This window comes from Pseudomonas sp. FP1154 (assembly GCF_030687245.1).
Taxonomy (GTDB): domain Bacteria; phylum Pseudomonadota; class Gammaproteobacteria; order Pseudomonadales; family Pseudomonadaceae; genus Aquipseudomonas; species Aquipseudomonas rhizophila.
Map to the genome: position 1 here is coordinate 3,754,523 of NZ_CP117465.1, position 26,421 is coordinate 3,780,943.

Genomic DNA, 26,421 nt, shown 5'->3' on the forward strand with positions numbered 1-26,421 from the left:
CTATTCGGTTCCGGCAGGCTCACCAGCAATCCCTTGTGGGAGCGAGCCTGCTCGCGATAGCGGTGGATCGGCCTACATTGATGCTGAATGTACCGCCGTCATCGCGAGCAGGCTCGCTCCCACAGGATCCGTCGTCAGTTATAGACCGGCCACATCTCGACTATCCGCCCTCCGCGCACGGCCAGCAGATCACCGAACTGCAACAGCACCGACTCGCTCTGGGTCGGTCGTAGGAACACCTGGTCCTCCACCGCCAGCCCCACCGTTTCAGAACCATTGACCATTTCCTGATTGGAGCTGCGACCGTAGAGGTCGTTGTGCTTCAAGCCTGAGGGTGATTCGAGATTGGCCATCCAGTTGCCGCCGTAGATGAAAAAAGTCCCGCGCTGGTTCACGTCCCACCAGGAAAAAATCCGCGACTTGTCGTCCAGTGCCGGGATGTTGACCGGGCCGGTGCGCTTCAAGACAGGCGTGGCGATGTAGGCCGCCGGAACGTGCTCGCTCAACGATGGCAGGTCGTAGTGGCTGGGTTTGAGCATGGCCGTGCCCACCGAGACTTCACTGCTCAGTTTCTCCCGTTCGTGCAAGCGATAGCTGGGGCTGCCGGCGGTGTTGAGGGTCAGGCCAGGATGCCAGAGGTCGGGGTAGCGCAGACGCACGAAATCCACCCGTGCGGTGTAGATCGCCATGACCCGCGCCAGCAGCTCCTGAGGGGTTGCCAGCAGCTCGGGCACGCCCATGCCCACGAACGGGTCGTAGCCCATGAACCCGGTGAATTCCAAGTGCGTCGGGTTCGCCCGGATCAGCTTGAGCATCGCCTCCAGCGTGGCATCGTCGGCTACTCCGCCCCGGTGCAGGCCTACATCCAGTTCGATATTGATCCGCAAGCGAGTACCAAGCCCCTGGGCCAGGGCCCGGTATTGCTCAAGCCGTTCAGGTGTGTCCAGCAGCCACTGCAACTGGCGTGACGGATCGAAGGGTCCTTTGTGAAGCTCATAGAACAACGCGGCGCTGCGCACTGGGAGAGGTTTGCCCAGCAAAATATCAGCCGTGGGAAACTGCAACGCATCGTGGTTGAGAAACGGTTGGTGGAACGACATCAACCGTCGAGTCTCGGCTCGCTGGCCAATGTAGTTCAACAGCCCCGGCGATGGCAGGGACTTCTCCACCAAGCGCAGCTGTTTGCCGGCGCGCCGGACCGAGGCCATTACCACGTCGATGTTGTGATCGAGTCGGTCCAGGTCAATCAGCATCACTGGTCGCATGGGACCGTGGGCCTTGAGTTCCCGGTTCAACTGGCGGAAATAATCGCTGTACGGCCCGCCCTGGTCCCGGCGGTCGCAGCCAGGCACCGACGCGCCGGCCAGCAACAGTCCGGCGCCCACCGTCCCAGCCAGGAACCCTCGACGATTGAAACCCATCAGCTCGCTCCCAGAATCGTTGAAAGATGCCCGTTGAGGAATTTTCCGCCAGGGTCCAGGGCCTGGCGCACCTGGGCAAACTCATTCCAGCGTGGGTAGAGCGCCTGGAGCGTCCTGGCGTTCAAGGAATGCAGTTTTCCCCAATGCGGGCGCCCCTGGTATTTCCAGAAGACCGGCTCAATGGCGGCGAAGAAATTGTGATGGTCCATCTGGTAATGCTGGTGCACGGAGATCGAACAACTGTCGCGGCCTTCGAACATGCTCAGGGCGATGTCATCGGCCTTCACGTAGCGGTACTCAATGGGAAACCAGGTGCGCAGGTCTTTGTCGCGGATCAGTTTGAGGATTTCCCGCAGGCACGCCGGACCGTGTTCAGCTGGCACCGAATATTCCATCTCGTTGAAGCGCACGGTGCGCGCATTGGCGTAGATGTCGTGGGAATCGCCAACCCGATCCTCGAAGTCGGCCACCAGTCGCAGGCTGTTGAGCAACGTGCGCCGGATCGTCGGAAAGTCGCTGCCATACTTGTCGAGCTTTTCGATCAGGGTGACGAATTCGTTGCCACCCTCCTCCTCGGGGCTCACCGGTGCAGTGGCCGGATCGGTGGTTTCGTTCAAGGCAATCGACAACGCATAGTCGGAATGGGTGACCACCTGCATTTCCCAATGCTGGTTGTCCCGAGTGTTGGTGTCCAGGTCCTCGAGCAACTCTTCGGTTTTCGCCACCCACTGGCGCTCGCGCAGCCGATAAGCAGGACGGTTCTGCAAACGCACACGGGTCACCAGCCCCAGCGCACCCAGTGACACCCGCCCGGCCTTGAACACTTCGGGATGGCGGTTGGCATCGCAATCAAGCACCTCGCCGCCGGCCGTCACCAGTTGCAGCCCGACCACCTGCGCCGAATACGAACCGAATGCCTTGCCGGTGCCGTGGGTCGAGGTGGCGATGGCCCCGGCCAGGGTCTGGTAATCCACGTCGGCCATGTTCGGTAGCGCCTGACCGATGGCCTTGAGCGCTGTGCCCATGCGCGACATGGGCGTGCCGCCACCGAACTCAGCCTGCAGGCTGGCGACATCGTGATCCAGCAGACCGCTGAAAAAACTCAGCGACAGCAAAGTCCCGTCCGTGGGCACCAGGGCGCTGAAGGAATGGCCTGAACCCACCGGACGAATCCGCCCTTCGGCGCGGGCCACGATTTGCACCAGTTCATCCAGATTCTTGGGAGCCAGACGCGCTCCCGGCAGGCAACTTTGCGCACCGGACCAATTGCGCCACGGAATCAGTCGCGGGGCGCGCATCAACTCGGCCAGGGCGCCCTGGCTGCCCAGCGCCGTGAAGGCCGCGACAGCGGCGGCCCGTTGCAGCCACTGGCGCCGTGAATAGTCCATCGTCATGCCGTCGTTCCCCTGTTGGTCATTGCAATGGCTGGCCGGACATGAAGCCGATCAGGGCCAGGAACTGCTCTTCGGAACAGTGCATGCACAGCCCCATCGGCGGCATGCCGTTGTAGCCGTTGATCGTGTGATCAAGCAGGGTGTCGCTGCCCTGGGCCACTCGCGGCGCCCAGGCGTTGGCGTCGCCGGTCAGGGGCGCTCCGGCGCCGGGGTTGGCGTGGCAGAGCTTGCAACTGCTGTCGTAGATTTGTGCCAGCGCTCCGTCGGCGGGCACACTCGTTAAGGCCCTGGGCGGGCTCGTTTTGGCCTCTTCGCCGCAACCGGCGAGCAATACGCCAAGCGAAAGAATCGCCGCGGCGTGAGTCCAGGCTGAAGACGTTGGTACCGACATGGGGCCCCTCTTGGTGGCGCAATGAGCACGCCTTTATTGTGTTGGGTCAGACAGACTCACACTAAGGCACGCCCGCGCGTTGGCTTGAGGTCATTGGGGGCCATAAAAGGGGACTTGCGCGGCCAGCGCTGGATGATCGATGGCCAGGGACATTGGCGATCAGGGCAGCAGCAGCCCCTGCTCGCGCTCGCACAACTGCACCACATAATCCCAGAGCACCCGCAGGCGCACGGATTTGTGCAGTTCGCGGCGGGTGCTGATCCAGTAGCTGCGGCGGATGGTTTCATCGGGCAGTAAAGGGACCAGGGCCGGGTCGCTGCTGGCCATGTAGCAAGGCAGTACGGCAATCCCCAATCCCGAGCGTGCAGCCTGTTGCTGGGCGATGACGCTGGTGCTGTGGAACACCACCCGAGGGTTGCGGCAAAAGCTGTTGAGAAACATCAGTTCCTGGCTGAACAGCAGGTCGTCGACATACCCGATCCAGGCATGGCGGGCCAGGTCTTCGCGACTGCGCAACGGTGGCGAGCGGTCCAGGTAGGCCTGGCTGGCGTAGAGCGCCAGGCTGTAGTCGGTGAGCTTGCGGGTCACCAGCAGGTCGGCCACCGGGCGTTCGAGGTGAATGCTGATTTCCACTTCGCGGTTGAGGATGCTGACAAAACGCGGCACCGCCACCAACTCCACCTCCAGCCCCGGATAGCGCTGGAACAGACCGTCCATGCGGCTGGCTAAAAACATGATGCCCAGCCCTTCCGTCACCCCCACGCGGATCTTGCCCAAGGGCGCGCTGGACTGGGTGATGTCCTCCTGAGCCAGTAGCGCCACGTTTTCCATGGCTTCGGCGTGCTTGAGCAACGATTCGCCCGCGGGGGTCAGTTCATAACCCTGGGCATGCTGGACAAACAACGCGGTGCCCAGGCTTTTCTCGATGGCTTCGATGTGCCGGGCCACAGTGGCATGGGTGGTGTTCAGGCGTCGTGCGGCCGTGAGCAAACGGCCGCTGCGTTGCAGTTCCAGAAAGTAGCGCAGGTCATTCCAGTCGAACATGGGCCATCCTTGAACACGCCTGAAGGCAGGACTGTTTAAAAACGCACAGTGGTTGCGCAAAAACTAACATTCTTTTGACGAAACCTAACAACTAGGATGCATCCCACAAGAACAAAAATGAGGTCGCGAATGCAACCTGTCGTCGATGAATACGATTACGTGATCGTGGGCGCCGGCCCTGCCGGATGCCTGCTGGCCAACCGGCTTAGCGCCAACGCGCAGCACCGGGTGTTGTTGCTTGAAGCGGGCGGGCGCGACAACTATCCGTGGATTCACATCCCGGTCGGCTACCTGTTCTGCATCGGCAACCCGCGCACCGACTGGTGCTTCAAGACCGAGGCGCAAGCGGGTTTGCAAGGGCGCGCACTGAGTTACCCACGGGGCAAGGTGCTGGGTGGCTGCTCCTCCATCAACGGCATGATCTACATGCGCGGCCAGGCCGCGGATTACGACAGCTGGGCCGCCGAGGGCAACCCTGGCTGGGCCTGGAAAGACGTGCTGCCGTTGTTCAGACAGAGCGAAAACCACTTTGCCGGAGACTCCGAGCTCCATGGCGCCGCCGGGGAATGGCGGGTCGAACGCCAGCGCCTGTCATGGCCGATTCTCGATGCGTTTCGCACCGCCGCCGAGCAGAGCGGTATCCCCAGCGTCGACGACTTCAACGGCGGCGACAACGAAGGCTGCGGCTATTTCCAGGTCAACCAGAAAGCCGGGGTGCGCTGGAACGCGGCCAAGGCCTTCCTCAAACCGGTTCGCCAGCGCCCCAACCTCACGGTAATGACCGATGTCGAAGTCGACCGCGTGCTGTTGCGTGACAACCGGGCCCACGCCGTCAGCGCCCGTTGGCAAGGCAAAAGCATGACGTTCAAGGCGCGCAAGGAAATCGTGCTGTGCGCCGGCGCCGTCGGCTCGCCGGGTATTTTGCAGCGCTCGGGAATCGGTCCGCGCAACCTGTTGCAACGCCTGGGCATTGGCGTGGTTCATGAGCTGCCCGGCGTGGGCGGCAACTTGCAGGACCACTTGCAACTGCGGCTGATCTACCAGTTGGAAAACGCCCGTACCCTGAACCAGATCGCCGGCACTTTATGGGGCAAGATGGGCATGGGGCTGCGCTACCTCTATGATCGCAGCGGCCCGCTGTCCATGGCCCCCAGCCAACTCGGCGCGTTCGCCCGCTCGGGGCCGGAACAGACCTCGGCCAACCTCGAATACCACGTGCAGCCCTTGTCGCTGGAACGCTTTGGCGAACCACTGCACAGTTTCCCGGCGTTCACTGCGTCGGTCTGTGACCTGCGTCCGCAAAGCCGTGGCCGGGTGGACATTCGCTCGGCCGACCCGCACGAGGCGCCGCTGATCCAGCCCAACTACCTGAGCCATCCCGAAGACTTGCGGGTCGCCGCCGACGCCATCCGCCTGACCCGACGCATCGTCGCCGCCCCGGCGTTGAGCGCCTTCAAGCCGGTGGAATACCTGCCGGGACCAAGCCTGCAAACCGAGGAAGAACTGCACCAGGCCGCCGCCCGTATAGGCACGACGATTTTCCACCCGGTGGGCACCTGCCGCATGGGCCAGGACCGCGACGCAGTGGTGGATGCGCAACTGCGGGTTCACGGCATCAACGGCCTGCGCGTCGTTGACGCCTCGATCATGCCGCGCATCACCTCGGGCAACACCTGCTCGCCGACGCTGATGATTGCCGAGAAGGCGGCGCAGATGATCCTCGAGGCGGACATCCGCAGCACCACGCCCCAAAAGGAACCTGCCACGGTCTGAAGAACAACAGAATCCCCCTGTGGGAGCGAGCCTGCTCGCGAAGGCGGTGTATCAGCTCACGATGATGTCGACCGGCATACCGCTTTCGCGAGCAGGCTCGCTCCCACAAGGAGAACCCTTTGAATTCAAGGTATGCAGCAAAACAGGAGACGCTGTACCGGCGTCGACAGTGGAACAACAAAAACAATCACTGTGAGGGATACCCAAATGTCTGAACATGTTCAGTCCCTGGAAGCCACGCGCAGCGCCGGCACCAGCCAGGAAACCCAGAAAGTCATCTTCGCCTCGTCCTTGGGGACGGTGTTCGAGTGGTATGACTTTTTCCTCTATGGCGCCCTGGCGGCGGTGATCAGCAAGCAGTTCTTTGCCGGGGTCAACGACACCACGGCATTCATCTTCGCCCTGATGGCATTCGCCGCCGGTTTCATCGTGCGGCCTTTCGGCGCACTGGTGTTCGGACGGCTGGGAGACATGATCGGACGCAAATACACCTTCCTGGCCACCATCGTACTCATGGGCCTGGCGACGTTCTGCGTCGGCCTGTTGCCCAACTACGCCAGCATCGGCATTGCCGCGCCCATCATCCTCGTGGTGCTGCGCATGCTCCAGGGCCTGGCCTTGGGCGGTGAGTACGGCGGTGCTGCCACCTACGTCGCCGAACACGCGCCGATGGGCAAGCGCGGTTTCCACACCAGCTGGATTCAGTCCACCGCCACCCTCGGGCTGCTGCTTTCGCTGCTGGTGGTACTGGGCTGTCGTTATTTCACGGGCGATCAGTTCGAAGTCTGGGGCTGGCGCATTCCGTTTCTGCTGTCGATCGTGTTGCTGGGCATCTCCACCTGGATCCGCCTGAGCCTGCATGAATCGCCGTCCTTCTTGAAAATGAAAGAAGAAGGCAAGTGCTGCAAGGCGCCGATCCGCGAATCCTTTGGTAAGTGGGAAAATCTCAAGGTGGTGCTGATCGCGCTGTTCAGCATCAACGCCGGGCAAGCGGTGACCTTCTATGCCGCGCAGTTCTATGTGCTGTTTTTCCTCACCCAGTTCCTGAAAATGGATCCGGCCCTGGCCAACAGCCTGCTGATCGTCAGCGTGGTCATCGGCGCACCGTTCTTCATCTTTTTTGGCTGGCTGTCGGACAAGGTCGGGCGCAAACCGGTACTGATGATTGGCCTGTTGCTGGCGACGGCGTTGTACTTTCCGATCTTCAAGACACTGGCCCACTACGCCAACCCGGCCATTGACCTGGCGAGCCGTCAGGCGCCGATCACCGTGATCGCCGATCCGGCCACGTGCACCTTCCAGTTCGACCCGGTGGGCAAGGCCCGTTTCGATAGCCCATGCGACAAGGTCAAGACCTTCCTGGTCAAGCAAGGCCTGCCCTACAGCAGTGTCGCGGCGCCGGCCGGCAGTGATGTGCAGGTCAGCGTCGGTGATGTGAAGCTTGAAGGCTACGACGAAGCCGCCCTGCGCGGCGCGGTGACCCTGGCGGGCTACCCACAACAGGCCGATGCCCAGCAGATCAACCGGCCGATGATCGTGGCACTGATCGTGGCGCTGATCATCATTTCAGCCATGTGCTACGGCCCACTGGCGGCGCTGATGGTCGAACTGTTTCCCACTCGGATCCGCTACACCTCCATGTCCCTGCCCTACCACATCGGCAACGGCTGGTTCGGCGGTTTCCTGCCCACCGTGTCGTTTGCCCTGGTGGTCTACACCGGGGACATTTTCTACGGGCTGTGGTACCCGGTGATGATCACCGGGGTGAGCCTGGTGGTGGGCATGATTTGCCTGCGGGAAACCCGGAACGTGGACCTGGATAAAAACTGAGGGCAAAACCGTGGCGAGGGCGTTTGTTCCCTCGCCAGCGGATCAGAAGTGCGCCTTCAGAGTCATGGTGAGGTTGCGCGGCTCACCGTAATAGTTACCGAAGCTCTCGGTCCCGATGGTGCTGTAGTAGCGCTTGTCGAACAGGTTGTTGCCGTTGAGGGCCAGCGACCAGGTGTCATCAATGCGGTAGCCGACCCGACCATTCCACACGGCATAACCGGCCTGGGTGATCTTCTCCCCCGTCGCCGGCGATACCCGGAAATTGTCGCTTTGGGCATTGACCCCCGCACCGACGCTGAACCGTTCGAACGCCCCACCCAGGGCATAATCGCCCCACAGACGCAGCACATGACGCGGCACATAGCTGTTGAACGAGCCGCCGTTGAGGCTGGTATCAATGTCGTTCAGGGTCTTGGTCTGGGTGTAGGTGTAACCGGCAAGCAGTTGCAGGCGCTCGATGACTTCACCGCTGATCTCGGCTTCGAAACCCTGGGCGCGAACCTTGCCGGCGTTCTCGTAGCAGTAACCGTCCGAGGACGCACAGCTTGAGTTGTAGTCGGTCTGGGCCTGGTCTTTCTGCAACGTGCGGAACAGGTTGAAGGCGCTGTTCAGGCGTCCCTCGAACCATTCGCCCTTGATCCCCAGCTCATAGCTTTCACCCACCAGGGGCTTGAGTGCCGAACCGCTTTCGGAACGGTAGTTGCCTTGGGGCGTGAAAATGTCCGAGTAACTGGCGTAGGCCGTCAGGTGTTCGTTGAGGTCCAGCAACACAGCGGCAAACGGGGTGACCTGGCCTGTCTCCGTGCTCTTGGCGTGTTCCGAACCGCCGGTGAGGAACACCGAGTCGGTCTTGGAGTTGTACCAACTCACCCGGCTGCCCACGACAAAGGTCAATGGGTCCGCCAGTTTCAGGCGCAGGGTCGAATACAGGCCTTGTTGCCGGGTGACGGTTTTCACCGGGCCACCGCGCGTCGAGTTCTCGATGAAGTAACTGTCATCCGGTTCCGGAATGTGTCGATCCGGATCGAATACGTTCTGTTGCTGCGGCAGGAAGGCGACCGAGAAAAAATCGTCCTTGTCCGAACGGCTGGCGTTGAAGCCGACGATCAATTCATGCTGCTGCCCGAGGGCGTCGAACTTGCCGTCCAGATAGGCGTCGAGGCCGTAATCGACCTGGTCATAGTCGTACATGCTGCCCAGCACATTGGTGGTCGAGACACCCGGCGTCACCGAGCCGGATGCAAAGGCGTATTTGATGTCCTGGGTGTTTTTCGTATAGACACCGGCCACCTTCACGGCCCAGTCGTCATTGAGTTGATGCTTGAGATCGCTGAACACCGTGGTCCGCTGGCTACGCCAAGTGTTCCACGACGGATCCAGGCAAGTAGAGCGACTGAGTTTCAAATCGCTGCCATCCCTGTAGCGCGGCTGCCCGCCCCAGCAAGGACTCGCATCGACGTCCTCATAGGCCAGGCCCAGGCCGAGGGTGGTGTCGGGCGTCAGGTCGAAGTCCAGGGCACCGTAGTAAATCTGGTCCTTGCGCCGAGCATCGTCGTAGAAATAATGCCGGCTCTGTTCGGCGATCACCGCCCTGCCCCGCAGGGTGCCGGAATCATTCAGCGGGCCACCGGTATCGACCTGCCCGCGGTAGTTGTCCCAGGTGCCGCCCGAGAGGCTGAGTTCGGTCTGGGCCGTGGCCTGGCCGCGTTTACGGACGAAATTGACGCCACCGGACGTGCCGCCGGCGCCCTTCATCATCCCGGCGGCACCGCGCAGGACTTCGACCCGATCGTAATACGCCATGTCACTGCTGAAACTGTCGGCCTGGACATAGCTGTTGCCCATGTCCAGCGGAACACCGTCGTATTGATACTGACCGGACATCCGGAACCCACGGGAGTAGAAATATTTGCCGCCCATGGTCGAGTCGTAGACGGTAATGCCGGGCGTTTTTTCCATCACTTGATCGATGGTGTTCAGGTTCTGGTCATCGAGCATCTTGCGAGTGATCACTGTCACCGATTGCGGCGTCTCGCGCAAGGAGTGCTCGCCTTTGCCGATCGTGACCGCCCCCGTCGTGTAGGAGCCACTGTTCTCGGTGGTCGCTCCGAGCATCTGCGCCTCGATGGTGGTTGCTCCCAGTTGCATGGCCGAACCGTTGGCGGGCACGGAGCGCAGCACGTACGTGCCGTTGGCCTGGCGGTCGGCTTGCAGGCCGCTACCGCCAAGAATGCGGGCAAATCCATCGCCCACGCCGAACGAACCTCTCAGGCCGGGCGATTGCAGGCCCTGGAGTTGCCGGGCATCAAACGAAATGGCGACACCGGCGGCACTGGAGAACCGGGTCAGGACATCCACCAGGCTGCCGGCCCCGATATCGTAGGCCTGCACCGAACGCTGCTGCGCCGAGGCACCTGGAGCCGGACTGGCATTCACGACCCCGACGCTGCCGGTCACGGCTGCCAGCAAGCCGATTTTCACTGCAAACACCAGACGACCTGGCGCGCTTACCCAAGACATGCTTCCCCTCCCCCAAACGGTCGATAAAAACTCACTGAGGAAGAGCCGAACGATGGAGATAAAAAGTGCAGGACAGTGTTCTTTTTTATCGCGCCGCCACGTCAGCGCTGATCGCCGCTCGATACCCGGACCCAAAATCGGCTGTAGCGGGTCACGCGTAACGAAAAGCCACTCTCCAGCGCCGCCAGGGCGAGATCGGTGTTATCGACGGGAAACACGCCGGAAACCTTCAAGTCGGCAATGGCCGGATCACAACGCAACACGCCGTTGCGGTAACGCGACAGTTCATCCAGCAGCACCGCCAGAGGACGGTCAATGGCGATGATGCTTCCCTTCTGCCAGGCACCGACCGACACATCGTTGCCGCGCAGCGTACCCAGCGACCGGTCATTGAAATCCAGGCGCTGGCCGGCTTCGACGCGCATCCTCGAGCCAATCGCCGGGAGACTCACCTCGACCGCTTTTTCAAGCACCGCCACCTCACCGCCCCGCGCCTGGCCTCGGACGATAAAACGCGTGCCCAGCGCAAGCACTTCGACATGACCGGTGATGACCTTGAAAGGCCGCTGCAAGGGATCGATCGCCGTCGTGACGAGGATCTCCCCCCACAACAGCTCCAGTAGCCGCTGGCGCCCATCGAAACGAACATTGACCGAGGTGTCGGTGTTGAGCAGCACGGTGCTGCCGTCCGCCAGCTGAAACTCGCGGCGCTCGCCCACTGCGGTGCGGTAATCGCAAAGCAGGTTCTGCGTAGCCTGGCTGCGCCAGCCCAACCAACCCAGGCCGCTGGCGGACGTGAGCAACAAGACGCTGCGCAATACCTGGCGACGGGATCGATTGTGGCGTTCGCTCAAGGTCGGTGCCGCCAGGGCGCCCGGCACACTCGCCATCTGTTCAGCCACCGCTGTCATTCGTTGCCAGGCCTGGCTATGCAGCGGGTCTGCACTCAGCCAGGCATTCCACCCGGCTCGATCCGCGTCGGTCGTGATGCCGGAGTGAAGCCGGGCGTACCACTGCGCCGCCACACGGATGGCTTGCAACTCTTCGGCTGGCAGGTTCATGAAAGTTGTAATTGAATCTGCATCAGGCAGCAATGTTCCATGGCCTTGGCCATGTGGTTATTCACCGTGCGTACGCTGACGCCCAGGCGCTCGGCAATTTGCGGGTAAGTCAGGCCGTCGAACTGCGACAGGATGAACGCCTGCCTGACACGCGGCCCCAACCCTAGCAGCAAGCGGTCGATCTCCATCAGGGCCTGGAGCAGGATGGCCTGTTCTTCCAGCGACGGGTGCTGCTCTTGCGGCATGGCGGCCAAGGCTTCGAGGTAGGACTGTTCCAACGAACGGCGGCGAAACAGATCGATCAACAGCCCCTTGGCGATCATCGACAGGTACGGTCGCGGCTCACGAATATCCAACGCGGAGCGAGCCTTAATGACACGCACGAAGGTATCCTGGGTCAGGTCCGCGGCATCGAAAGCATTGCCCAAACGCTTGCGCAGCCAGCCTTGGAGCCAACTGTGATGATCACTGTACAGAACGTCGACGGCACTGCGTAAGGACAGATCGTTGGCGGGCATGGCAATGGAATAATTCGCGACTGATAATGACTCGCATTGTCATGGAGCGCATCGCCGCTTGCAACCCAAACATGCACAGTCCCAGGCCTGCCACCTCACCCTCTTGGCATTGCTCAATGCACAGAGTGATTTTTCACCGTGCTCTCCACCAGATCCAGCATCTGCCCCAGCGCCCAGGGCTTAGCGATGAACGAGGCATGATGCTTGATCCCGGCGCTTTCCGGGGTTTCGAAACCGGACATGATCAACAAGGGTATCTGTGGCCACCGGTCGCCGGTCAAATTGGCCAGGTCCGCGCCGTTCAGTTTGCCGGGCATGGTGATATCGGTGAGTAACAAGTCCACATCGTCAGCGCTCTGCTTGAGGAATTCCAGCGCCGCGTCGGCGCTTTCCCGGGGCTCCACGGCAAAGCCCTCGTCTTGCAGGATCTCACACAGGAACTCCAGAATGGTCTGATCATCTTCAACGACGAGAATCAAACGCGCGGCCGCCTGTCCGTTGCCCTTTGGCATCGAATTCATGTAAGTGACTCTCCTTGACCCCATAAACGTTCTTTGCGGTTTCAACCGCTCTGCAAGTTATGAGCGATGCCCTTGCGAGAAATTCATTCTGCGTGCAAATACACCGCCAAACGTTGCGATAACCGCCCTGGAGCAACGCATCGCAACGCTTTATCTGTATATCCATACAGATAAAACTTGCTCCGACGCCCATCCATGACCATGCTACAGCCCCATGAAATCTGCTTAGGAAAAGGGCGCTATGCAGCTGTACCTGTGTGAAAAACCGTCCCAGGCCAAAGACATCGCTGCCGTGCTCGGTGCCACGCGCCGCGGTGACGGTTGCTGGCTGGGCGCGAACATCACAGTCACCTGGTGCATCGGCCATCTGCTGGAGACCGCCCCGCCCGACGCCTACGATGCCCGCTACAAGCGCTGGGTACTGGCAGACCTGCCTATCGTGCCGACGCAGTGGAAAATGACGGTCAAGCCGAAAACCGCGGGCCAGTACAAGGCGGTCAAGCGCCTGTTGGGGGAAGCCAAGACGCTGGTCATCGCCACCGACGCCGACCGTGAAGGCGAAATGATTGCCCGGGAACTGGTGGAGCATTGCCGCTACCGTGGACCGATCCAGCGTCTGTGGCTGTCGGCCCTGGACGAAGCGTCGATCCGCAAGGCCCTGGCCGCACTCAAGCCGGGCGCCGAAACCTTCAACCTCTACCATTCGGCCCTCGGCCGCTCCCGGGCCGACTGGCTGATCGGCATGAACATGAGCCGCCTGTTCACGTTGCTGGGGCGCCAGTCCGGTTATCAGGGCGTGCTGCCGGTGGGCCGCGTGCAGACCCCCACCCTGCGCCTGGTGGTGGATCGCGACCGCAGCATCGCGGATTTCGTACCGGTCGCCTATTGGGCCATCGACGTGCAACTGCGCCACGACGGCACTGTGTTCACCGCCCAGTGGCGCGCCGACCCGGATGCCTGCGACGATCAGGAACGTTGTTTGAACCAGGCCCTCGCCCAGGACGCCGCCCAAGCCATGGGCAACGCTGCCACCGCCCGGGTGATGAAAGTGCGCACCGAGCGCTTGCGCGAAGCGGCGCCGTTGCCGTTCGACCTGGGCACCCTGCAGGAAGTCTGCTCGAAGAAACTCGGCCTCGGCGCCCAGGAAACCCTGGACATTGCCCAGTCGCTCTATGAGACCTACAAGCTCATTACCTATCCGCGCAGCGATTGCGGTTTCCTGCCTTTGAGCCAGCACAGCGAAGCTGCGGCCATCCTCGCCGCCCTCGCCCAGGCCGACCCGGGTCTTGCGCCGCTGCGCGAGCACTTGCAGCCCCAACGCAAATCCCGGGCCTGGAACGACGCCAAGGTCAGCGCCCACCACGGCATCATCCCTACCGCTGCGGCGAAGAACCTCGACAAGCTCGCCGGCAAGCAGCGGGCCGTCTATACGCTGATACGGGCGCGGTATCTGGCGCAGTTCCTGCCCAACCACGAATACGACCGGACCCAGGCCGACTTCGACTGCGCCGCCCAGGCATTGCGGGCCGTGGGCAAGCAAATCGTCGAACCCGGCTGGAAACGCGCCCTGCCCGAAGCGCTGGCTCCGGCACGAGGCCGTGAAGCACCGGCACCACAAACCTTGCCGGCCCTGGTCGAAGGTCGCGACTGCGCCGTGGACGAGGTCAAACTCAAGGACCTGTGGACCCAGCCCCCCAAACCGTTCACCGAGGGCGACCTGATCAAGGCGATGAAGAACGTTGCCCGGCTGGTGGAGGATCCGCTGCTCAAGCAAAAGCTCAAGGACACCACCGGCATCGGCACCGAAGCGACCCGGGCCTCGATCATCCAGGGCCTGCTCGACCGCGGTTACCTGGTGAAAAACGGCAAGGCCCTGTCTGCCACACCGGCGGCCTTCAGCCTGATCGATGCGGTGCCCCGCGCCATCGCCGATCCAGGCACTACCGCCATCTGGGAGCAGGCGCTGGACATGGTGCAAAGCGGAGAGATGAGCCTGGAAGAGTTCGTGACCCGCCAGGCCGCCTGGATGAGCAAGCACATCGCCCGCTGCCAGGGCATGAACCTGACCATCAACGGCCCTGCCAGCCCTGCCGGCCGTGGGGCCACCCCATGGAAAAGCAAACGCAAGCCGGCCAAGCGCAAGGCCAGCGGTACACCTCGCAAGGCGAGCAAAGCCAAGACGACCTGATAAATACATGTTCGACGCGTCGCCCTGTGGGAGCGAGCCTGCTCGCGATAGCGTTATGTTAGTCACCATGGATACCGACTGATACACCGCCATCGCGAGCAGGCTCGCTCCCACAGGGATATCTGCCCTGATCCAGAATTTTCATAACAAAACCATTTTGTCCGACAATATGTAGTGACCAAAAATAATCACTACAAAACCGTTGACGCCTCCGATTTGGCCTTGCATGATGCAGACGTCTCCCCGATCGGGAGTACAGGTAAATGCTTGAGCAAGCTCGTCTGACCGCCGAGCTGTTTTTTGGATAAGGGACTGCCCACAAGGCAGATTGAAGGTGCTGACCTGGCATGACCGTCCGGTGACAAGGACGAGAAACGTCGGCGACGATCCTCATGACGCGCGTGGTCGACCCTCGAAAGTTGACAATGCCTGAAGGTTCTTCGCTGTTTCTCTTCGTTGTAGCGCATTTGCGTAGCAGCCCTTCGATAACACTACACAACCGATGCACGACCCCGTCGAAGTCAGACGGCCGGGTGCTGACGGCCTGGTTTCGGTGCTAGCCATGCAGCACTGGACAGGCACTTACCGAAAGAAGCGAAGTTTTTGCGAACCACCAGACAGATCAACCAAATGGTCAAGGGGCTTACACATGAATCTGAATAATCAACCATCTATTGATGAACTGGCTCGCATGTTCGCAGCACACAAAGACACCCTGGACAGCCATATCCTGTGGATCAGCAAGAATGGCCAGGTCCATATGGACTGCCTGTCGCCGTTCACCCAGGAAGACGAATTCGAGAAGAATCAGCAGGACCTGTGTGCCCGGTTGAAGATGTACCGTCGTGGCCAGGGCTACGTCGGCAAGAAGGCCGCGGCCGACAAAGACTTCATGGGTCGCGTGCTGCAAACGCTGACCCAGGCGTGGCAGTCGATGCAGAACACCTCTGAAGTTCGGGTCATCGACCGCCTCTGCTGATCGCGCTTAAAACAAAGGGCCCGTTCCTGATTGGAACGGGCCCTTTTTTTGGGCGTTAGAACACCGACCAGCCGATTCGTTGGCTGAGCAATTCCAGCGCCGCCATGCCTGCTAGGGAATTGCCCGCGACATTGAGTTCCGGCGACCAGACGCACACCGTGAAACGCCCCGGCACCACGGCAACAATCCCGCCGCCCACCCCGCTCTTGCCCGGCAGGCCAACGCGATAGGCAAAATTGCCGGCTTCATCGTACAGCCCGCTGGTGGCCATGATGGAGTTGACCTGCTGGGTCTGGCGGGCGCTCAGGATCTGTTCGCCACTGTGCTTGCAGAAGCCGTCGTTGGCCAGGAAGCAGAACGCCCGGGCCAGATCGATGCAGCTCATGCGCAACGCGCAGTGACTGAAATAGCTGCGCAGCACCGCTTCCACGTCGTTATGAAAATTACCGAAGGACTGCATCAGGTAGGCCATCGCCGCATTGCGGGCGCGGTGCTGGTATTCCGACTCAGCGACCTTGCCGTCCACCATGACTTGTGGATTGCCCGACAGGCGCCGTACGAAATCACGCATCGAAAGCGCTGGCGCGGCAAAACGCGACTGATTGATGTCGCAGATCACCAAGGCGCCGGCGTTGATGAACGGGTTGCGCGGCCGACCGCGTTCAAATTCCAGCTGCACCAGAGAATTGAAGGGCTGGCCGGAGGGCTCATGGCCCAAACGCTCCCAGATTGCCTCGCCGGAATGGCCGATGGCCTGCACCAGGCTGAAAACCTTGGAAATACTCTGCACCGAAAACGGCGTTTCAGCGTCACCTGAGCAATACATTTCGCCATCGTTGCCGTAGACGGCAATGCCCAACTGGTTGGCCGCAACGGTGCCAAGGGCGGGAATGTAGTCGGCCACCTTGCCCTGACCGATCAGGGGGCGAACCGCATCGAGGATCTCGTTCAACAATGCTTGCATATGCGCATGGGTCCAATCATTCCCCGTTCGAGTGCGGGGATACAGACGCTAGACGCTGATGGGTGCGATCAGAGCACACTCAATAGACCAGCAACATCTGTTGCGAGGCGATCCGTGGGAGCAAAGCTTGCTCGCGATCAAGCTCACGCGGTCTTTCTGGAACCGAATCGCCTGCTTCGCGGGCAAGCCTTGCTCCCACAGAATTCAAGAGATTTCATGGGCGCTTGTCATCCAATCGAGCGGTCTATAGTTGAAGGGATCAATCGGCAGGAGACATCGATGCGACAGATCATGCAGAAGGAACCCTGGTGGGCCTCGCCCCCCAGACCCGGTCAAGATGAAAGTGAGCTGGAATGGGGCTGGCTGGTGATCTACAGCGAAGGAGAGCCGCGCTTCGAATTCATCAAGGAGCGGCCCTCGGACGAACAGATCCGTCATCGCAAGGGTTGCCGCGTCACCCTCGGGGCAGAATGAACCGTCCGTCACGGTTTGATGGCTGGCAACTCCACCGCGCGATTGGCCAGGTCCGCCGCCACCAGGCTGCCTTCGATTTCCTCGGCCAGGTAGTACACCGGTGCCATCACCCCGCTGAGGGGATGCTTGAGCGACTGGAACCAGGCTTCGTCGAACGCTGCGCTGAGGCTCTTGCGGATTTGAGTCTCCATTTCCGGACGCTCGCCCTCATGAATGATCGCGCGAATCCCCGCCACGCCAACTGAGATCAACGCCCCCGCCGCTTTCCCGGCCACGGCTGCCGCCGCACCGGCCGCACCTCGCGTGGCGAATTGCGCTTCGATTTTTTCACTGGTGCGTTGTGCCACCGTGGCGATCACCGCATCCGATGGCCCCGAACCTGTCACAGCGGCTTTGTTGACGTGGTCGATCAGCGCGGCGTACGCCGGCAATGTATTGAGGGGCTCGGTATGCGCCATCTCATACAACGAGGCGTTACGCGCCGCTGGCGGCCCCAGGCTGATGGCAGGAATGCCGTGCAGGCGCCGACTCATCAGCTCCGGCGGGATTCGGTGCTGGCGGGCAATCACTTGGACCTGTTGATTGAGCAGGCGCACGTAGTAGCCCGTCGCGTTGGCCCTGATCGCCTCGGGGTCGATTTCCACCGCCACAGGTGCCAGCACCTGCTCGCGGTACTGCTCTTGCAGATAAACCGCCAGACGTCTGGCCGCGGAGTCCTCTTCGCCTTCGGCACTGGCGGCATACCAACTGACCTTCACCGCCAGCCATTCCTGGGTCCAGTAGCTGCTGAACCAGGGGATGAATTGAATCTCGGTCCGTTCATACACGAGCCGGCGCCAATGCTCCATCGAACCACGAGCGTAGAGCCCGGCCTGTTCGATAGCGCTTTTCGACGCGGCGACGATCTGCCGGTCAACCTGCCGCCAGGTATCCTGGGAAACCGCCACGGTGGCGACCTGCTGCTCGCGCGGCGACGTGGCGCACCCCGCCAGAACCAACAAAACGGCCAGCATCAGTGAACGCCGCACGATTGCGCCATCCCGAGGTCAAGTCATCCACGGGGTTGAGTATAGGTCGCGAGGAACACGGGCCTGGAGGAAAAACACAAACCAATGTGGGAGCGAGCCTGCTCGCGATGGCGGCTCAAAACCGCGTGAAATGCTCGAACTGCCAATCATCCGCCGCCCCGTCCAGGGAACACGTGTGCACCGCGCCGGTCGGCCTCCAGTCGGTCTGCTTGCCCACCAAGGTACCGAGGTAAGGCCTGGCCACTTCCAGCACACGTTCGTAGTCCATGTGCTCTGGCTCGACGATGCCGCGATCCGGGTTTTCCACCGCCCAGACAATCCCCGACAAAACCCCCGCCGCCACTTGCAAACTGGTGGCATTGTTGAAGGGCAAGAGCGCCCGGGCTTCATCGATGGTCAATACCGAGCCGAACCAGTAGGCATTGAGTTCATGCCCCATCAGCAAGACGCCCAGCGCATCGGCTCCGATGCTGTCGATTTCACCGTTGAGAATGCGTTGCTGCTGTTGGCTCTGCCAGTCTCGACCGATCAACTCATGGATCGACAGCAAGGCATCGTTACACGGGTGATAGGCGTAATGCAGTGTGGGGCGATAGATCAGTTTCTGCTGGTCCTTGAGTGTTAGCAGATCCGCTGTAGAGGCGGTTTCGTGATGGGTGATCATCAGCCCCAGGCACGGCCCGCCCAACGGTGTCCAGGTCTTGACCGGCACAGTGGCGCTCGGGCGCTCGAGGTAGATGGCATTGCGACTGCCGAAGCGGTGGCGCCTGGCAGACGTTGGCCAGGTGCGCTCGTGGGTGCCCCAGCCCAACTCGGCCGGTTGGTGGCCCTCGCTGATCAAGCCTTCCACCGACCACGTATTGACGAACTCATCGTCCTGCTTGAGGCGGCTGGAGCGCTGAGTGTCGCGCTCGGCAAAATGAATCACCTTGATGCCGGTCTCCATGCACAGCCTGGCCCAGTCCACGCCTTCGCGGTTCTGTGGCAAGCGATGGTTCAATTGCACGGCCAGTTCCACCAGGCCAGCCTTGAGCAGATGAGTGATCAAACCGGGGTTGGCGCCATGGGCCACGACGGCGGTCGGGCCATGGCCCAGTTTTTTGCGCAGGCCCAGCATCTGGTAGCGCAACGCGTAATTGGTGCGATGCGATAAATCCAATGAAGGGTCATCGTAGCCGCCGGCCCAAGGCTCAATGCAGGTATCCAGGTACAGCGCGCCCTTGCCGAAGGCATAAGTCATCAGGGCCAGCGAACTGACTTCCACCGACAGGTTGACGATGAAGTCGCCAGGTTTGATGAAGCGGTCCAGGGTCTGCGTGAAGGTGTGTTCAGTCAGCGCTTTGCGGACAAAGCAAATGCCCCGCTCCTTGAACCAGATATTTTTCTCGATCACGGGCGCAATGACCGTGATCTGATTGACCGGGACGTGATCCTGCCGCAACAGCAGCGGCAGCGTGGCCCGGGTAATGGAGCCAAATCCGATGAAGATCAGATGGCCCGAAAACCTGACCCGGTGCTTCATGTGCAGTCTCCCCGGAACGTTGACGATGGAGCCATGAAATACCGGTCACCGGACTTTGGCTACTGTCAGGCTCGACAGGCACCCGGCGCAGGCGTTGCCGGCCCTGCGCCGTGGACCGCGTTCAACTTAAGACGTGCCCAGCCCCTCAGACAGGTCCGTACCGGAACGCGCCTGAGCACGCGGTGAAGTTTCGTCACGATGCTCGGTGGTCTTGCTCACGCTATCGCGCACCGTTGCATACCCCTCGCGTGCCGCTTGCCTGGCCTTGTCGGCCAGATCGGCGCTGGTCTTGCCCATCACCCGCTGCTCAGTGGCAGTACTGGGCAGTGCGGCGCCGAGCATGGCGCCCAGCGCGATTCCCGCGGCCGCCATCATCAACGGTTGCTCCTTGAGCAGACGGCTGAATTGATCACCCAGGTCCTGCGAGCCATGGGCCACGCGCTCACCCGTCTCGTGAGCTTTGCTCCGGGCATGGCTGGCGCTGGCGCCCAAACCGTCGGCCAGATGCGAAGCCTTGTCCTTGAGATGATGAAACCCGTCGCGCAACGAGTCGGTGGTGCTGTGCAGATGCTCCTTGGCACTGTCCAGGCCACCGGCAAGCCCTTCGCTCCAGCCGCTGGCATCCTGGTCCGGCCCGACGCGATAACCGACCCGTGGCGGACGGTTCTGACCCAGCATCAGCCAGCACAGCCCCACGGTGGTCAGCACGGTGGGCACTGGGTTGTTGCGCACGGTGGTACCCAGGTTGCCAAAAAACTGCGACCCGTTGCCTTTGGCCAGGGTCAGCGCCTGGTCGAGCATCTGCCCCGGCGTGAACTTGCTGCCCAGGGCGTCGACGATATGGCTGATGTGGGCCCGTTGCTCGTCGATCTCGCGCTCGATGGTTTCCGGGCTCTTCTGGGATTCGGTTTTGAATTCATCCTTCATGAGACTTTCCTCCGCAGGGCTTCCTGGTCTTTGTTCAACGCATCGAGCGTTCGCTCAGGCTTGAAGTGGGACGGTTCGAATTGCTTCTTGCCCGACTGCACCATGATGAAACCAATGATCATGACCACTGCGCCGACGATCAACGCTGCGAGCCAGGGCTGCATGATCGTGCTCAAGCCGTAGACCACCGCCATCAGCAGGATAATGAAACCGGCCAGCAGCACCATCGCACCACCGGCCACCCCGGCGATACCCGCTTTCAAAGTGTTCAGGCTCGCTTGGAATTCGGCCTTGGCCAGCGCCAGCTCCTTGGTAAAGAGCGATGGGACTTCATGGGTCAATTGCTTTAACAGCCCCATCACTGACGCATCGTTATCGGGCACCGACGTCCCGACGGGACGCTGAATATCTGGGTCTGGTCGGTTCATTGCAATTCTCCTCGGGTATTGGCCGAACCGGGCAACGAGCCGGTAGTGGCATCACTGGGCTGGTCCTGGGTGCCGGACGCAGCGGGAGTGCTGGCGGTGGCGTGGCCGCCGGCAGAATTGACGCCCGGTGCGATAGGATCCGGGTTCGGATCAAAGGGTCCACGGGCGGCAAATCCTCCGCTTGGCGGGCTTGAGTGGCCGGCGGCGGGATCGACTACTTCGGCCGGGACAGGCGAGCTGCCGGCCTTCAGAAACCGCGACAGGCCAAACCCCACCGCTACGCTGCCGACCAGGAACAGACCCGGGTTTTCCCGAGCCAGTCGAGAACCATCGTGCAGCAATTGCTCGGCGCTCATGTGGCGTAATTTGCTGGACAGGCCGCTCATCGAATCGGCCATGTCTGCCAGATAGTGGGACAGGCCCAGGGTGTCGTTGGCTTCGATTTCCGACACGGCTGACTTGGCACCACGCGCCAGTGCATCGATCTGATCCGCTGCCGTATCGCGGTATTGGCCGAAATGCGCATCGGCCTGCTCACGAGCGCTGCCTATGGCCTCGCTCACGTCCTCCTTGATGTGGTTCAGGTGATCCTCGGGTCGGGCCTGGCCCGACGTGCCGTTTTCTCGCTCGGGGTTGTTGTCCGGGATAGTCATGTCTGCCCATCGCCTCCGTGATGAATACTCGATACCGGGAAGCCCCGAGGGGTGCCCGACTACGTGCCTCTCAGTACAGATGACGGAGCAGGTTGAGGCGTAGTTCAAACGAGTTTCACTGCGGGACGCCGTGCGGTATCACAGGCCGCTGGTTTGTCTGCGGGCACAAAAAAATCGGGCCCTGGCGCATTCGCCAGGCCCGATTTCGATCCTGCTGATACCCTTCGTGGTTCAGTGCTCGACGGCCTGCTAACCCAGTGCCGTGTCGAGGAACATCATCACCGCAAACCCCATCATCAACCCCAGCGTGGCTGGCGTTTCGTGGCCGTTGCGGTGGGTTTCCGGAATCACTTCGTGGGACACCACGAAGATCATGGCCCCCGCCGCCAGCCCCAGGCTAATGGGATACGCCACGGCCACGCCCGAAGACATGCCCAGCCCGATCACCGCGCCCAGTGGCTCCATCAGCCCCGAGCCCACCGCGATCAGCGCGGCACGCAGCGCACTGATCCCGGTGACTCGCAGCGCCATGGCGATGGCAAGCCCTTCGGGGATGTCCTGGATCGCAATGGCAGTGGTCAGGGGCATGCCGACCCGCAGATCACCGTTAGCAAAACTGACGCCGATGGCCATGCCCTCGGGCAAATTGTGCAAGGTGATGGCGAGCACGAACAACCAGACACGGTTGATGCGTTCCGATTGCGGACCGCGCCGGCCACTCACTTCATGTTCGTGGGGCACGAAACGGTCAAGGCCGATCATCAGGAGCACGCCCAGACCCAGGCCGACCACAACGACAAACGCGGCGAGCAGTTGATTGCCCACGATACTTTGTGCCGCTTCGATACCCGGCAGGATCAGCGAAAACGAACTGGCGGCGAGCATCATGCCCGCGGCAAAACCGAGCATGATGTCCTGGGTCCGCGAGGAGATATCACGCAGCACCACCGCCATCAACGCGCCCAGCGCCGTGGCGGCGAAACCGGCGGTGCCGCCCAGAACGGCGTAGCCCAGGTTGTGCCGGTCGGCCCCCACCAATGCGTTGTAACCGCTGTAGAGCAACAGCGCGGCGATCACCGCCAGCCCCAGCCAGAAGCTTACCCCCAGCAGCAGGTTGTTTTGCACAGGATCCAGCCAGGTACGCCAGGGTGATCGGATCCGGGAGGTGGGCTGGTCCATCGAATATCCTTACTGGTTTTGCGCCAGGTCATGTCTGATCGTTCCCCCAACGAGGGGTCCGCTCAAACGCAATTTTCAGGCGAAGGAGCCAGGCCCCCTCGCCGGTTTCCTACAGTTTGTCACCTTGCATCCCTGAACCCAAGTCGGCACCTGTCATGGGGTCGCTTTCCGGGTTGGACATGGTCCGCGCCTTCATGTCCATCAGCAGCGCTTCGTCTTTCTTGCTCAGTTGCACACTCGCCAGACCATCGCCGCCATCCACCGCCGGCGTTGGGTTCTCGACGAATTCCCACTCATCGCCCTGGTTCCATGGGCCACGCACCGAAGGCTCGCCTTGGGACATGTTGAAGTACACGTTGGTGAACTCTGGCATGCCTGGCAGTTTACCTTGAGGGAAATTCGGCTGGATCGAGTGCAGGGCTTTCTCGAAGGACATCTGGTGCGCGATTTCACGGGTCATCAAAAAGCCCAGCGCTTCTTTTACCCCAGGATCATCGGTGAGATTCATCAGGCGCTCATAGATGATTTTCGCCCGTGCCTCGGCGGCGATGTTGGACCGCATGTCCGCTGTCGGCTCACCTATGGTGTCGACGTAAGCGGCTGTCCAAGGTACACCGGCCGAATTGGTCAGCGGGGAACCGGCGCCATAAAGCAGGCTGGTGATGTGAGAGTCGTTGCCGGCACCGTTGATGTCCCGGTACAGCTGGCCTTCCTTTTCCACACCCTCGGCCATTCGGCCCTTGGCGCCTTTATTGAGCATCACGATGATCGAGCCGATCACCTCCAGATGACTGAGCTCTTCGGTGGCAATGTCCATCAACAAATCCTTGCGGCCGGGATCATCCTCGGACAGGGCCTGGGTGAAGTAGCGCGACGCCGCCGCCAACTCGCCCTGGGCACCGCCGAACTGTTCAAGCAACAGATTAGCCAGCCCTGGGTTAGGCTCGGCGACACGTACGGTGTACTGCAGTCTTTTGTTATGTAAGAACATGATGAAACTCCTCGTTCAGGACACAAGCCAAAGGGACACTGCCGGGAGCAGGCCCACAGAAAATCTGAAGAAGTTAAACAGTTAAAATTTATCTTTTATTTAATAAACGAGACGAACGGTAATCGGTAAGGCGCACTTGCAGAAATGCCAGGTAACTGAACAACTTACCCTCCCCTCACGCTTGAAGACATTCCTTGCCGCGATCCCGTTGTATATAAATCCGACAGGCCCCATGCGATTAACACAGGGCCCGTAACGTCATTGAGTATTCAGAGTTGCGCCCATGATCCTGGCTGTTTCCAGGGCCTTTTTGACTTGTTTCGGAAACTGTCTAGCGGTCGCTGGTAACGTTGTCGCCGGATGCCTGACCGCCCTTTCGACCGGCCTCGGAGGCCCGCTCAGGGTCTTTGGCAAAATTGCCACCCGAGGCTTGGCCACCTTTTCGGCCGGCGGCGGCGGCTCGTTCCGGGTCATTGGCAAAATTGCCGCCCGAAGCTTGCCCCCCCTTGCGCCCGGCCTCGGATGCGCGCTGCGGATCATTCGCGAAGTTACCACCTGACACGTGGCCGCCCTTCTTCCCCGCTTGCGATGCCTTTTCACGATCGTTAGCGAAATTGCCAGGATTCTTATTTCCTGTGTTAGCCATTTCATTCACCTCGTTAGTTGATGTTGCGAACCTGCTGACTCCTAACAATCTGAAAGTCTGGCGCCGACAAGGTTTTAAACACATCTTGAAAACAGCGACGAACGGCTCATGCAATCCCACACTCTCACTGCGGCGTCGAGTTACAACGGCCTTTCAAAGAAATGACGCCCAATAATGAATTCAACTACTCAACTTGAGCGATACCCATCGTTAGCGGGCCGCAATCTCGGTTTATATTCAGGATGAAATGGGATAGCTGGGCGCAAAGGTGTCCTCCAGCGCTTCATCCCGTTAATTGCCATCCATGTCTGGCCCGCCATTCTTGCCGCTGCGTTCGCAATGGCAATCCGGTGCCGGACAAGGTTCACCGTTTGGATGTTGGTCGGCGCAGGCTTGACTGCAATAGGCCTCGCCATCGCGATTGAACACCTGTTGCGGGTCCACATCGCATTGGCAATCGGGGCAACCGCACTTTAACTCGCTCATGTTCGTTCTCCTGGGTTCCGGTTTTAAAGCTGTCGTCAGGATCACACCAGCAATTGAACCTCAAGGTTCGCCGCCGCAACGCCATGGTTCGCCACATAAACCTCGGCGGTCCAGCCTTTGGTCAGGTTGCGATAAGACTGGGTGCCCAAGGCCTTGCCACTGTCCCACTCCATGACGTCACCAATATCGATGTCGTTGGCGGAATCGAGCTCAAGGACTGTGTGGTTGTCTTCCTCCTCGACGTACACACCGACCATTGCTCTCTGTCGATTGATGGCCCGTACTTCACCGGTGGTCTGTTTCATACGCCTCCTCTTCTCGGTGCGTTAAATGCCGAAGCACGTCAGCGGCAGCATTTTTCACACTCAGCGCTTGGGGTCGACACAGCATTGCAACACGACAGTTTTGAGTGCCGTTCATAGAGGTGGATGTCGCGCAACCGGGGAAAGTTTGAAGAAACAACAACGCTGTGCGACGAAAGGCATTCCCACCGCCCTCTCGACGAACCACGATGCTAACCTCAACGACTCCAGGCCAGCGGAGCGACCTCTATGCCCGACGACTTTCACCGTCAACCGATCGATCAATTGCTGGAGCATATGGCCGGGCGCCGTTTTCTGGTGCTCACCGGTGCCGGCATCAGCACCCCTTCGGGCATTCCCGACTACCGGGACAGCGAGGGTGTGCGACGGGGTCGGCAACCCATGATGTACCAGGAGTTTCTCGCCAAACCCGAAGCACGGCGGCGCTACTGGGCGCGGGCGATGCTGGGCTGGCCGCGGGTCCATCAGGCCCGGCCGAACGTGGCCCACGAGGCGTTGGCGATGTTGCAGGCGCACCAACGCATCAGCGGCCTGATCACCCAGAATGTCGACACCCTGCATGACCAGGCTGGCAGCCACGACGTAATCGAACTTCACGGAAGCCTGCATCGGGTGGTGTGCCTCGATTGCGAGCAGCACAGTGAGCGCCAGCAGATCCAGCTGTTGATGCAAGCGCAGAATCCTTACCTGGCCGGTGTCGACGCGGTTCAGGCGCCGGACGGCGATACCCTGCTGGATGCCGCGTTCGAGGCGCGCTTCCAGGTGCCCCGCTGCCCTCATTGCGACGGCGAGCGCTTGAAACCCGACGTGGTGTTTTTCGGCGAAAACGTCGCCGCCGTCACCGCCACTCGCGCCATGCAAGCCGTCGAACAGGCGGACGGCCTGCTGGTGGTGGGCTCCTCGCTGATGGCGTGGTCGGCGTTTCGCCTGTGCCGGGCGATCAAGGAACGGGGCAAGCCGCTGCTGGCGATCAACCGGGGCAAGACACGGGCCGACGAGTTGCTGGATCTCAAGCTTGAAGAGCCTTGTGAGCAACTGCTGCCGCTGCTGACTCAACGCCAGTTCTAACAGCACCGCAGCCCCCCTGTGGGAGCGAGCCTGCTCGCGATTGCGCTGGTTCAACTAGCCTCTATGCTGGATGTGCCGCCGCTATCGCGAGC

Annotated in this window: 25 protein-coding genes; 6 read left to right on the top strand and 19 right to left on the bottom strand. The window is 61.1% G+C overall.

Annotated elements, in window-relative coordinates:
• Positions 1–134: 134 nt before the first annotated feature.
• The 4 genes from PSH91_RS16770 to PSH91_RS16785 all read right to left on the bottom strand — a co-directional run bounded on the left by PSH91_RS16770 (position 135) and on the right by PSH91_RS16785 (position 4,250).
• Positions 135–1,421 carry a DSD1 family PLP-dependent enzyme gene (locus PSH91_RS16770; RefSeq protein WP_305466256.1) on the bottom strand — a complete coding sequence of 429 codons (1,287 nt, stop codon included), beginning with the start codon at positions 1,419–1,421 and terminating at the stop codon, positions 135–137.
• The gene (locus PSH91_RS16775; protein WP_305468556.1) at positions 1,421–2,719 is read right to left on the bottom strand and encodes a D-arabinono-1,4-lactone oxidase; all 1,299 of its coding nucleotides are present in this window, start codon (positions 2,717–2,719) and stop codon (positions 1,421–1,423) included. The genes PSH91_RS16770 and PSH91_RS16775 overlap by 1 nt, the downstream gene beginning before the upstream one ends.
• A 115-nt stretch (positions 2,720–2,834) precedes the next feature.
• Entirely contained in the window at positions 2,835–3,206 is a 372-nt protein-coding gene (locus PSH91_RS16780) for a cytochrome c5 family protein (RefSeq protein WP_047227803.1), read from the bottom strand.
• 159 nt (positions 3,207–3,365) lie between these two features.
• Positions 3,366–4,250, bottom strand: a complete 885-nt coding sequence (locus tag PSH91_RS16785; RefSeq protein WP_305466257.1) for a LysR family transcriptional regulator — start codon at positions 4,248–4,250, stop codon at positions 3,366–3,368.
• Positions 4,251–4,379: 129 nt separating this feature from the next.
• Here PSH91_RS16785 and PSH91_RS16790 point away from each other — a divergent pair, with 129 nt between their 5' ends.
• Complete coding sequence (locus PSH91_RS16790; RefSeq protein WP_047227801.1) at positions 4,380–6,023, top strand: GMC family oxidoreductase; 1,644 nt, start codon at positions 4,380–4,382, stop codon at positions 6,021–6,023.
• A gap of 207 nt (positions 6,024–6,230) precedes the next feature.
• Positions 6,231–7,853: an MFS transporter gene (locus tag PSH91_RS16795; RefSeq protein ID WP_047227800.1), complete on the top strand. Its 1,623-nt coding sequence runs from the start codon at positions 6,231–6,233 to the stop codon at positions 7,851–7,853.
• Between the two features lie 42 nt (positions 7,854–7,895).
• Here the strand turns inward: PSH91_RS16795 and PSH91_RS16800 are convergent, their stop codons facing one another.
• The 4 genes from PSH91_RS16800 to PSH91_RS16815 form a co-directional block, all read right to left on the bottom strand.
• Positions 7,896–10,373: a TonB-dependent receptor gene (locus tag PSH91_RS16800; protein ID WP_047227799.1), complete on the bottom strand. Its 2,478-nt coding sequence runs from the start codon at positions 10,371–10,373 to the stop codon at positions 7,896–7,898.
• Between the two features lie 101 nt (positions 10,374–10,474).
• Positions 10,475–11,434, bottom strand: a complete 960-nt coding sequence (locus PSH91_RS16805) for a FecR domain-containing protein (protein WP_047227798.1) — start codon at positions 11,432–11,434, stop codon at positions 10,475–10,477.
• Positions 11,431–11,952, bottom strand: a complete 522-nt coding sequence (locus PSH91_RS16810; RefSeq protein ID WP_047227797.1) for a sigma-70 family RNA polymerase sigma factor — start codon at positions 11,950–11,952, stop codon at positions 11,431–11,433. The genes PSH91_RS16805 and PSH91_RS16810 overlap by 4 nt, the downstream gene beginning before the upstream one ends.
• A gap of 113 nt (positions 11,953–12,065) precedes the next feature.
• Positions 12,066–12,473 carry a response regulator gene (locus PSH91_RS16815; RefSeq protein ID WP_047227796.1) on the bottom strand — a complete coding sequence of 136 codons (408 nt, stop codon included), beginning with the start codon at positions 12,471–12,473 and terminating at the stop codon, positions 12,066–12,068.
• Positions 12,474–12,714: 241 nt separating this feature from the next.
• Here PSH91_RS16815 and PSH91_RS16820 point away from each other — a divergent pair, with 241 nt between their 5' ends.
• Both PSH91_RS16820 and PSH91_RS16825 read left to right on the top strand, forming a co-directional pair.
• Positions 12,715–14,661 (top strand): DNA topoisomerase III, encoded by a 1,947-nt coding sequence (locus PSH91_RS16820; RefSeq protein WP_305466260.1) that lies wholly within the window; start codon positions 12,715–12,717, stop codon positions 14,659–14,661.
• Between the two features lie 649 nt (positions 14,662–15,310).
• Complete coding sequence (locus PSH91_RS16825; RefSeq protein ID WP_047227794.1) at positions 15,311–15,640, top strand: hypothetical protein; 330 nt, start codon at positions 15,311–15,313, stop codon at positions 15,638–15,640.
• A 55-nt stretch (positions 15,641–15,695) separates the two neighbouring features.
• Here PSH91_RS16825 and glsB read toward each other — a convergent pair whose 3' ends face one another.
• Positions 15,696–16,604, bottom strand: a complete 909-nt coding sequence (glsB, locus tag PSH91_RS16830; RefSeq protein WP_047227793.1) for a glutaminase B — start codon at positions 16,602–16,604, stop codon at positions 15,696–15,698.
• Positions 16,605–16,883: 279 nt separating this feature from the next.
• Between glsB and PSH91_RS16835 the strand changes: the two genes are divergently transcribed.
• Positions 16,884–17,078 (top strand): hypothetical protein, encoded by a 195-nt coding sequence (locus PSH91_RS16835; RefSeq protein ID WP_047227792.1) that lies wholly within the window; start codon positions 16,884–16,886, stop codon positions 17,076–17,078.
• Between the two features lie 8 nt (positions 17,079–17,086).
• On the opposite strand, the gene PSH91_RS16840 is transcribed toward PSH91_RS16835, so the two are convergent.
• From PSH91_RS16840 to PSH91_RS16885, 10 genes are all read right to left on the bottom strand, one after another.
• Complete coding sequence (locus PSH91_RS16840) at positions 17,087–18,091, bottom strand: hypothetical protein (RefSeq protein ID WP_223194382.1); 1,005 nt, start codon at positions 18,089–18,091, stop codon at positions 17,087–17,089.
• 130 nt (positions 18,092–18,221) lie between these two features.
• Positions 18,222–19,628, bottom strand: coding sequence for a saccharopine dehydrogenase C-terminal domain-containing protein (locus tag PSH91_RS16845; protein WP_076384021.1), 1,407 nt, complete (start codon positions 19,626–19,628; stop codon positions 18,222–18,224).
• Between the two features lie 126 nt (positions 19,629–19,754).
• Positions 19,755–20,555, bottom strand: a complete 801-nt coding sequence (locus PSH91_RS16850; RefSeq protein ID WP_047227789.1) for a DUF3618 domain-containing protein — start codon at positions 20,553–20,555, stop codon at positions 19,755–19,757.
• Positions 20,552–20,983, bottom strand: a complete 432-nt coding sequence (locus PSH91_RS16855; protein ID WP_076384020.1) for a phage holin family protein — start codon at positions 20,981–20,983, stop codon at positions 20,552–20,554. The genes PSH91_RS16850 and PSH91_RS16855 overlap by 4 nt, the downstream gene beginning before the upstream one ends.
• A complete protein-coding gene (locus tag PSH91_RS16860; protein WP_107322635.1) occupies positions 20,980–21,636 on the bottom strand; it encodes a hypothetical protein in 657 nt (218 codons plus the stop codon). The genes PSH91_RS16855 and PSH91_RS16860 overlap by 4 nt, the downstream gene beginning before the upstream one ends.
• 249 nt (positions 21,637–21,885) lie before the next feature.
• Positions 21,886–22,815 (bottom strand): ZIP family metal transporter, encoded by a 930-nt coding sequence (locus tag PSH91_RS16865; protein WP_047227786.1) that lies wholly within the window; start codon positions 22,813–22,815, stop codon positions 21,886–21,888.
• Positions 22,816–22,924: 109 nt separating this feature from the next.
• Entirely contained in the window at positions 22,925–23,806 is an 882-nt protein-coding gene (locus tag PSH91_RS16870) for a manganese catalase family protein (protein WP_047227785.1), read from the bottom strand.
• 331 nt (positions 23,807–24,137) lie between these two features.
• A complete protein-coding gene (locus PSH91_RS16875) occupies positions 24,138–24,452 on the bottom strand; it encodes a general stress protein (protein WP_047227784.1) in 315 nt (104 codons plus the stop codon).
• A gap of 291 nt (positions 24,453–24,743) precedes the next feature.
• Complete coding sequence (locus tag PSH91_RS16880) at positions 24,744–24,938, bottom strand: metallothionein (RefSeq protein WP_047227783.1); 195 nt, start codon at positions 24,936–24,938, stop codon at positions 24,744–24,746.
• 41 nt (positions 24,939–24,979) lie between these two features.
• Positions 24,980–25,243 carry a hypothetical protein gene (locus PSH91_RS16885; protein WP_047227782.1) on the bottom strand — a complete coding sequence of 88 codons (264 nt, stop codon included), beginning with the start codon at positions 25,241–25,243 and terminating at the stop codon, positions 24,980–24,982.
• A 246-nt stretch (positions 25,244–25,489) separates the two neighbouring features.
• Between PSH91_RS16885 and PSH91_RS16890 the strand changes: the two genes are divergently transcribed.
• Positions 25,490–26,329 (top strand): NAD-dependent protein deacetylase, encoded by an 840-nt coding sequence (locus PSH91_RS16890; protein ID WP_173406783.1) that lies wholly within the window; start codon positions 25,490–25,492, stop codon positions 26,327–26,329.
• Positions 26,330–26,421 lie beyond the last annotated feature (92 nt).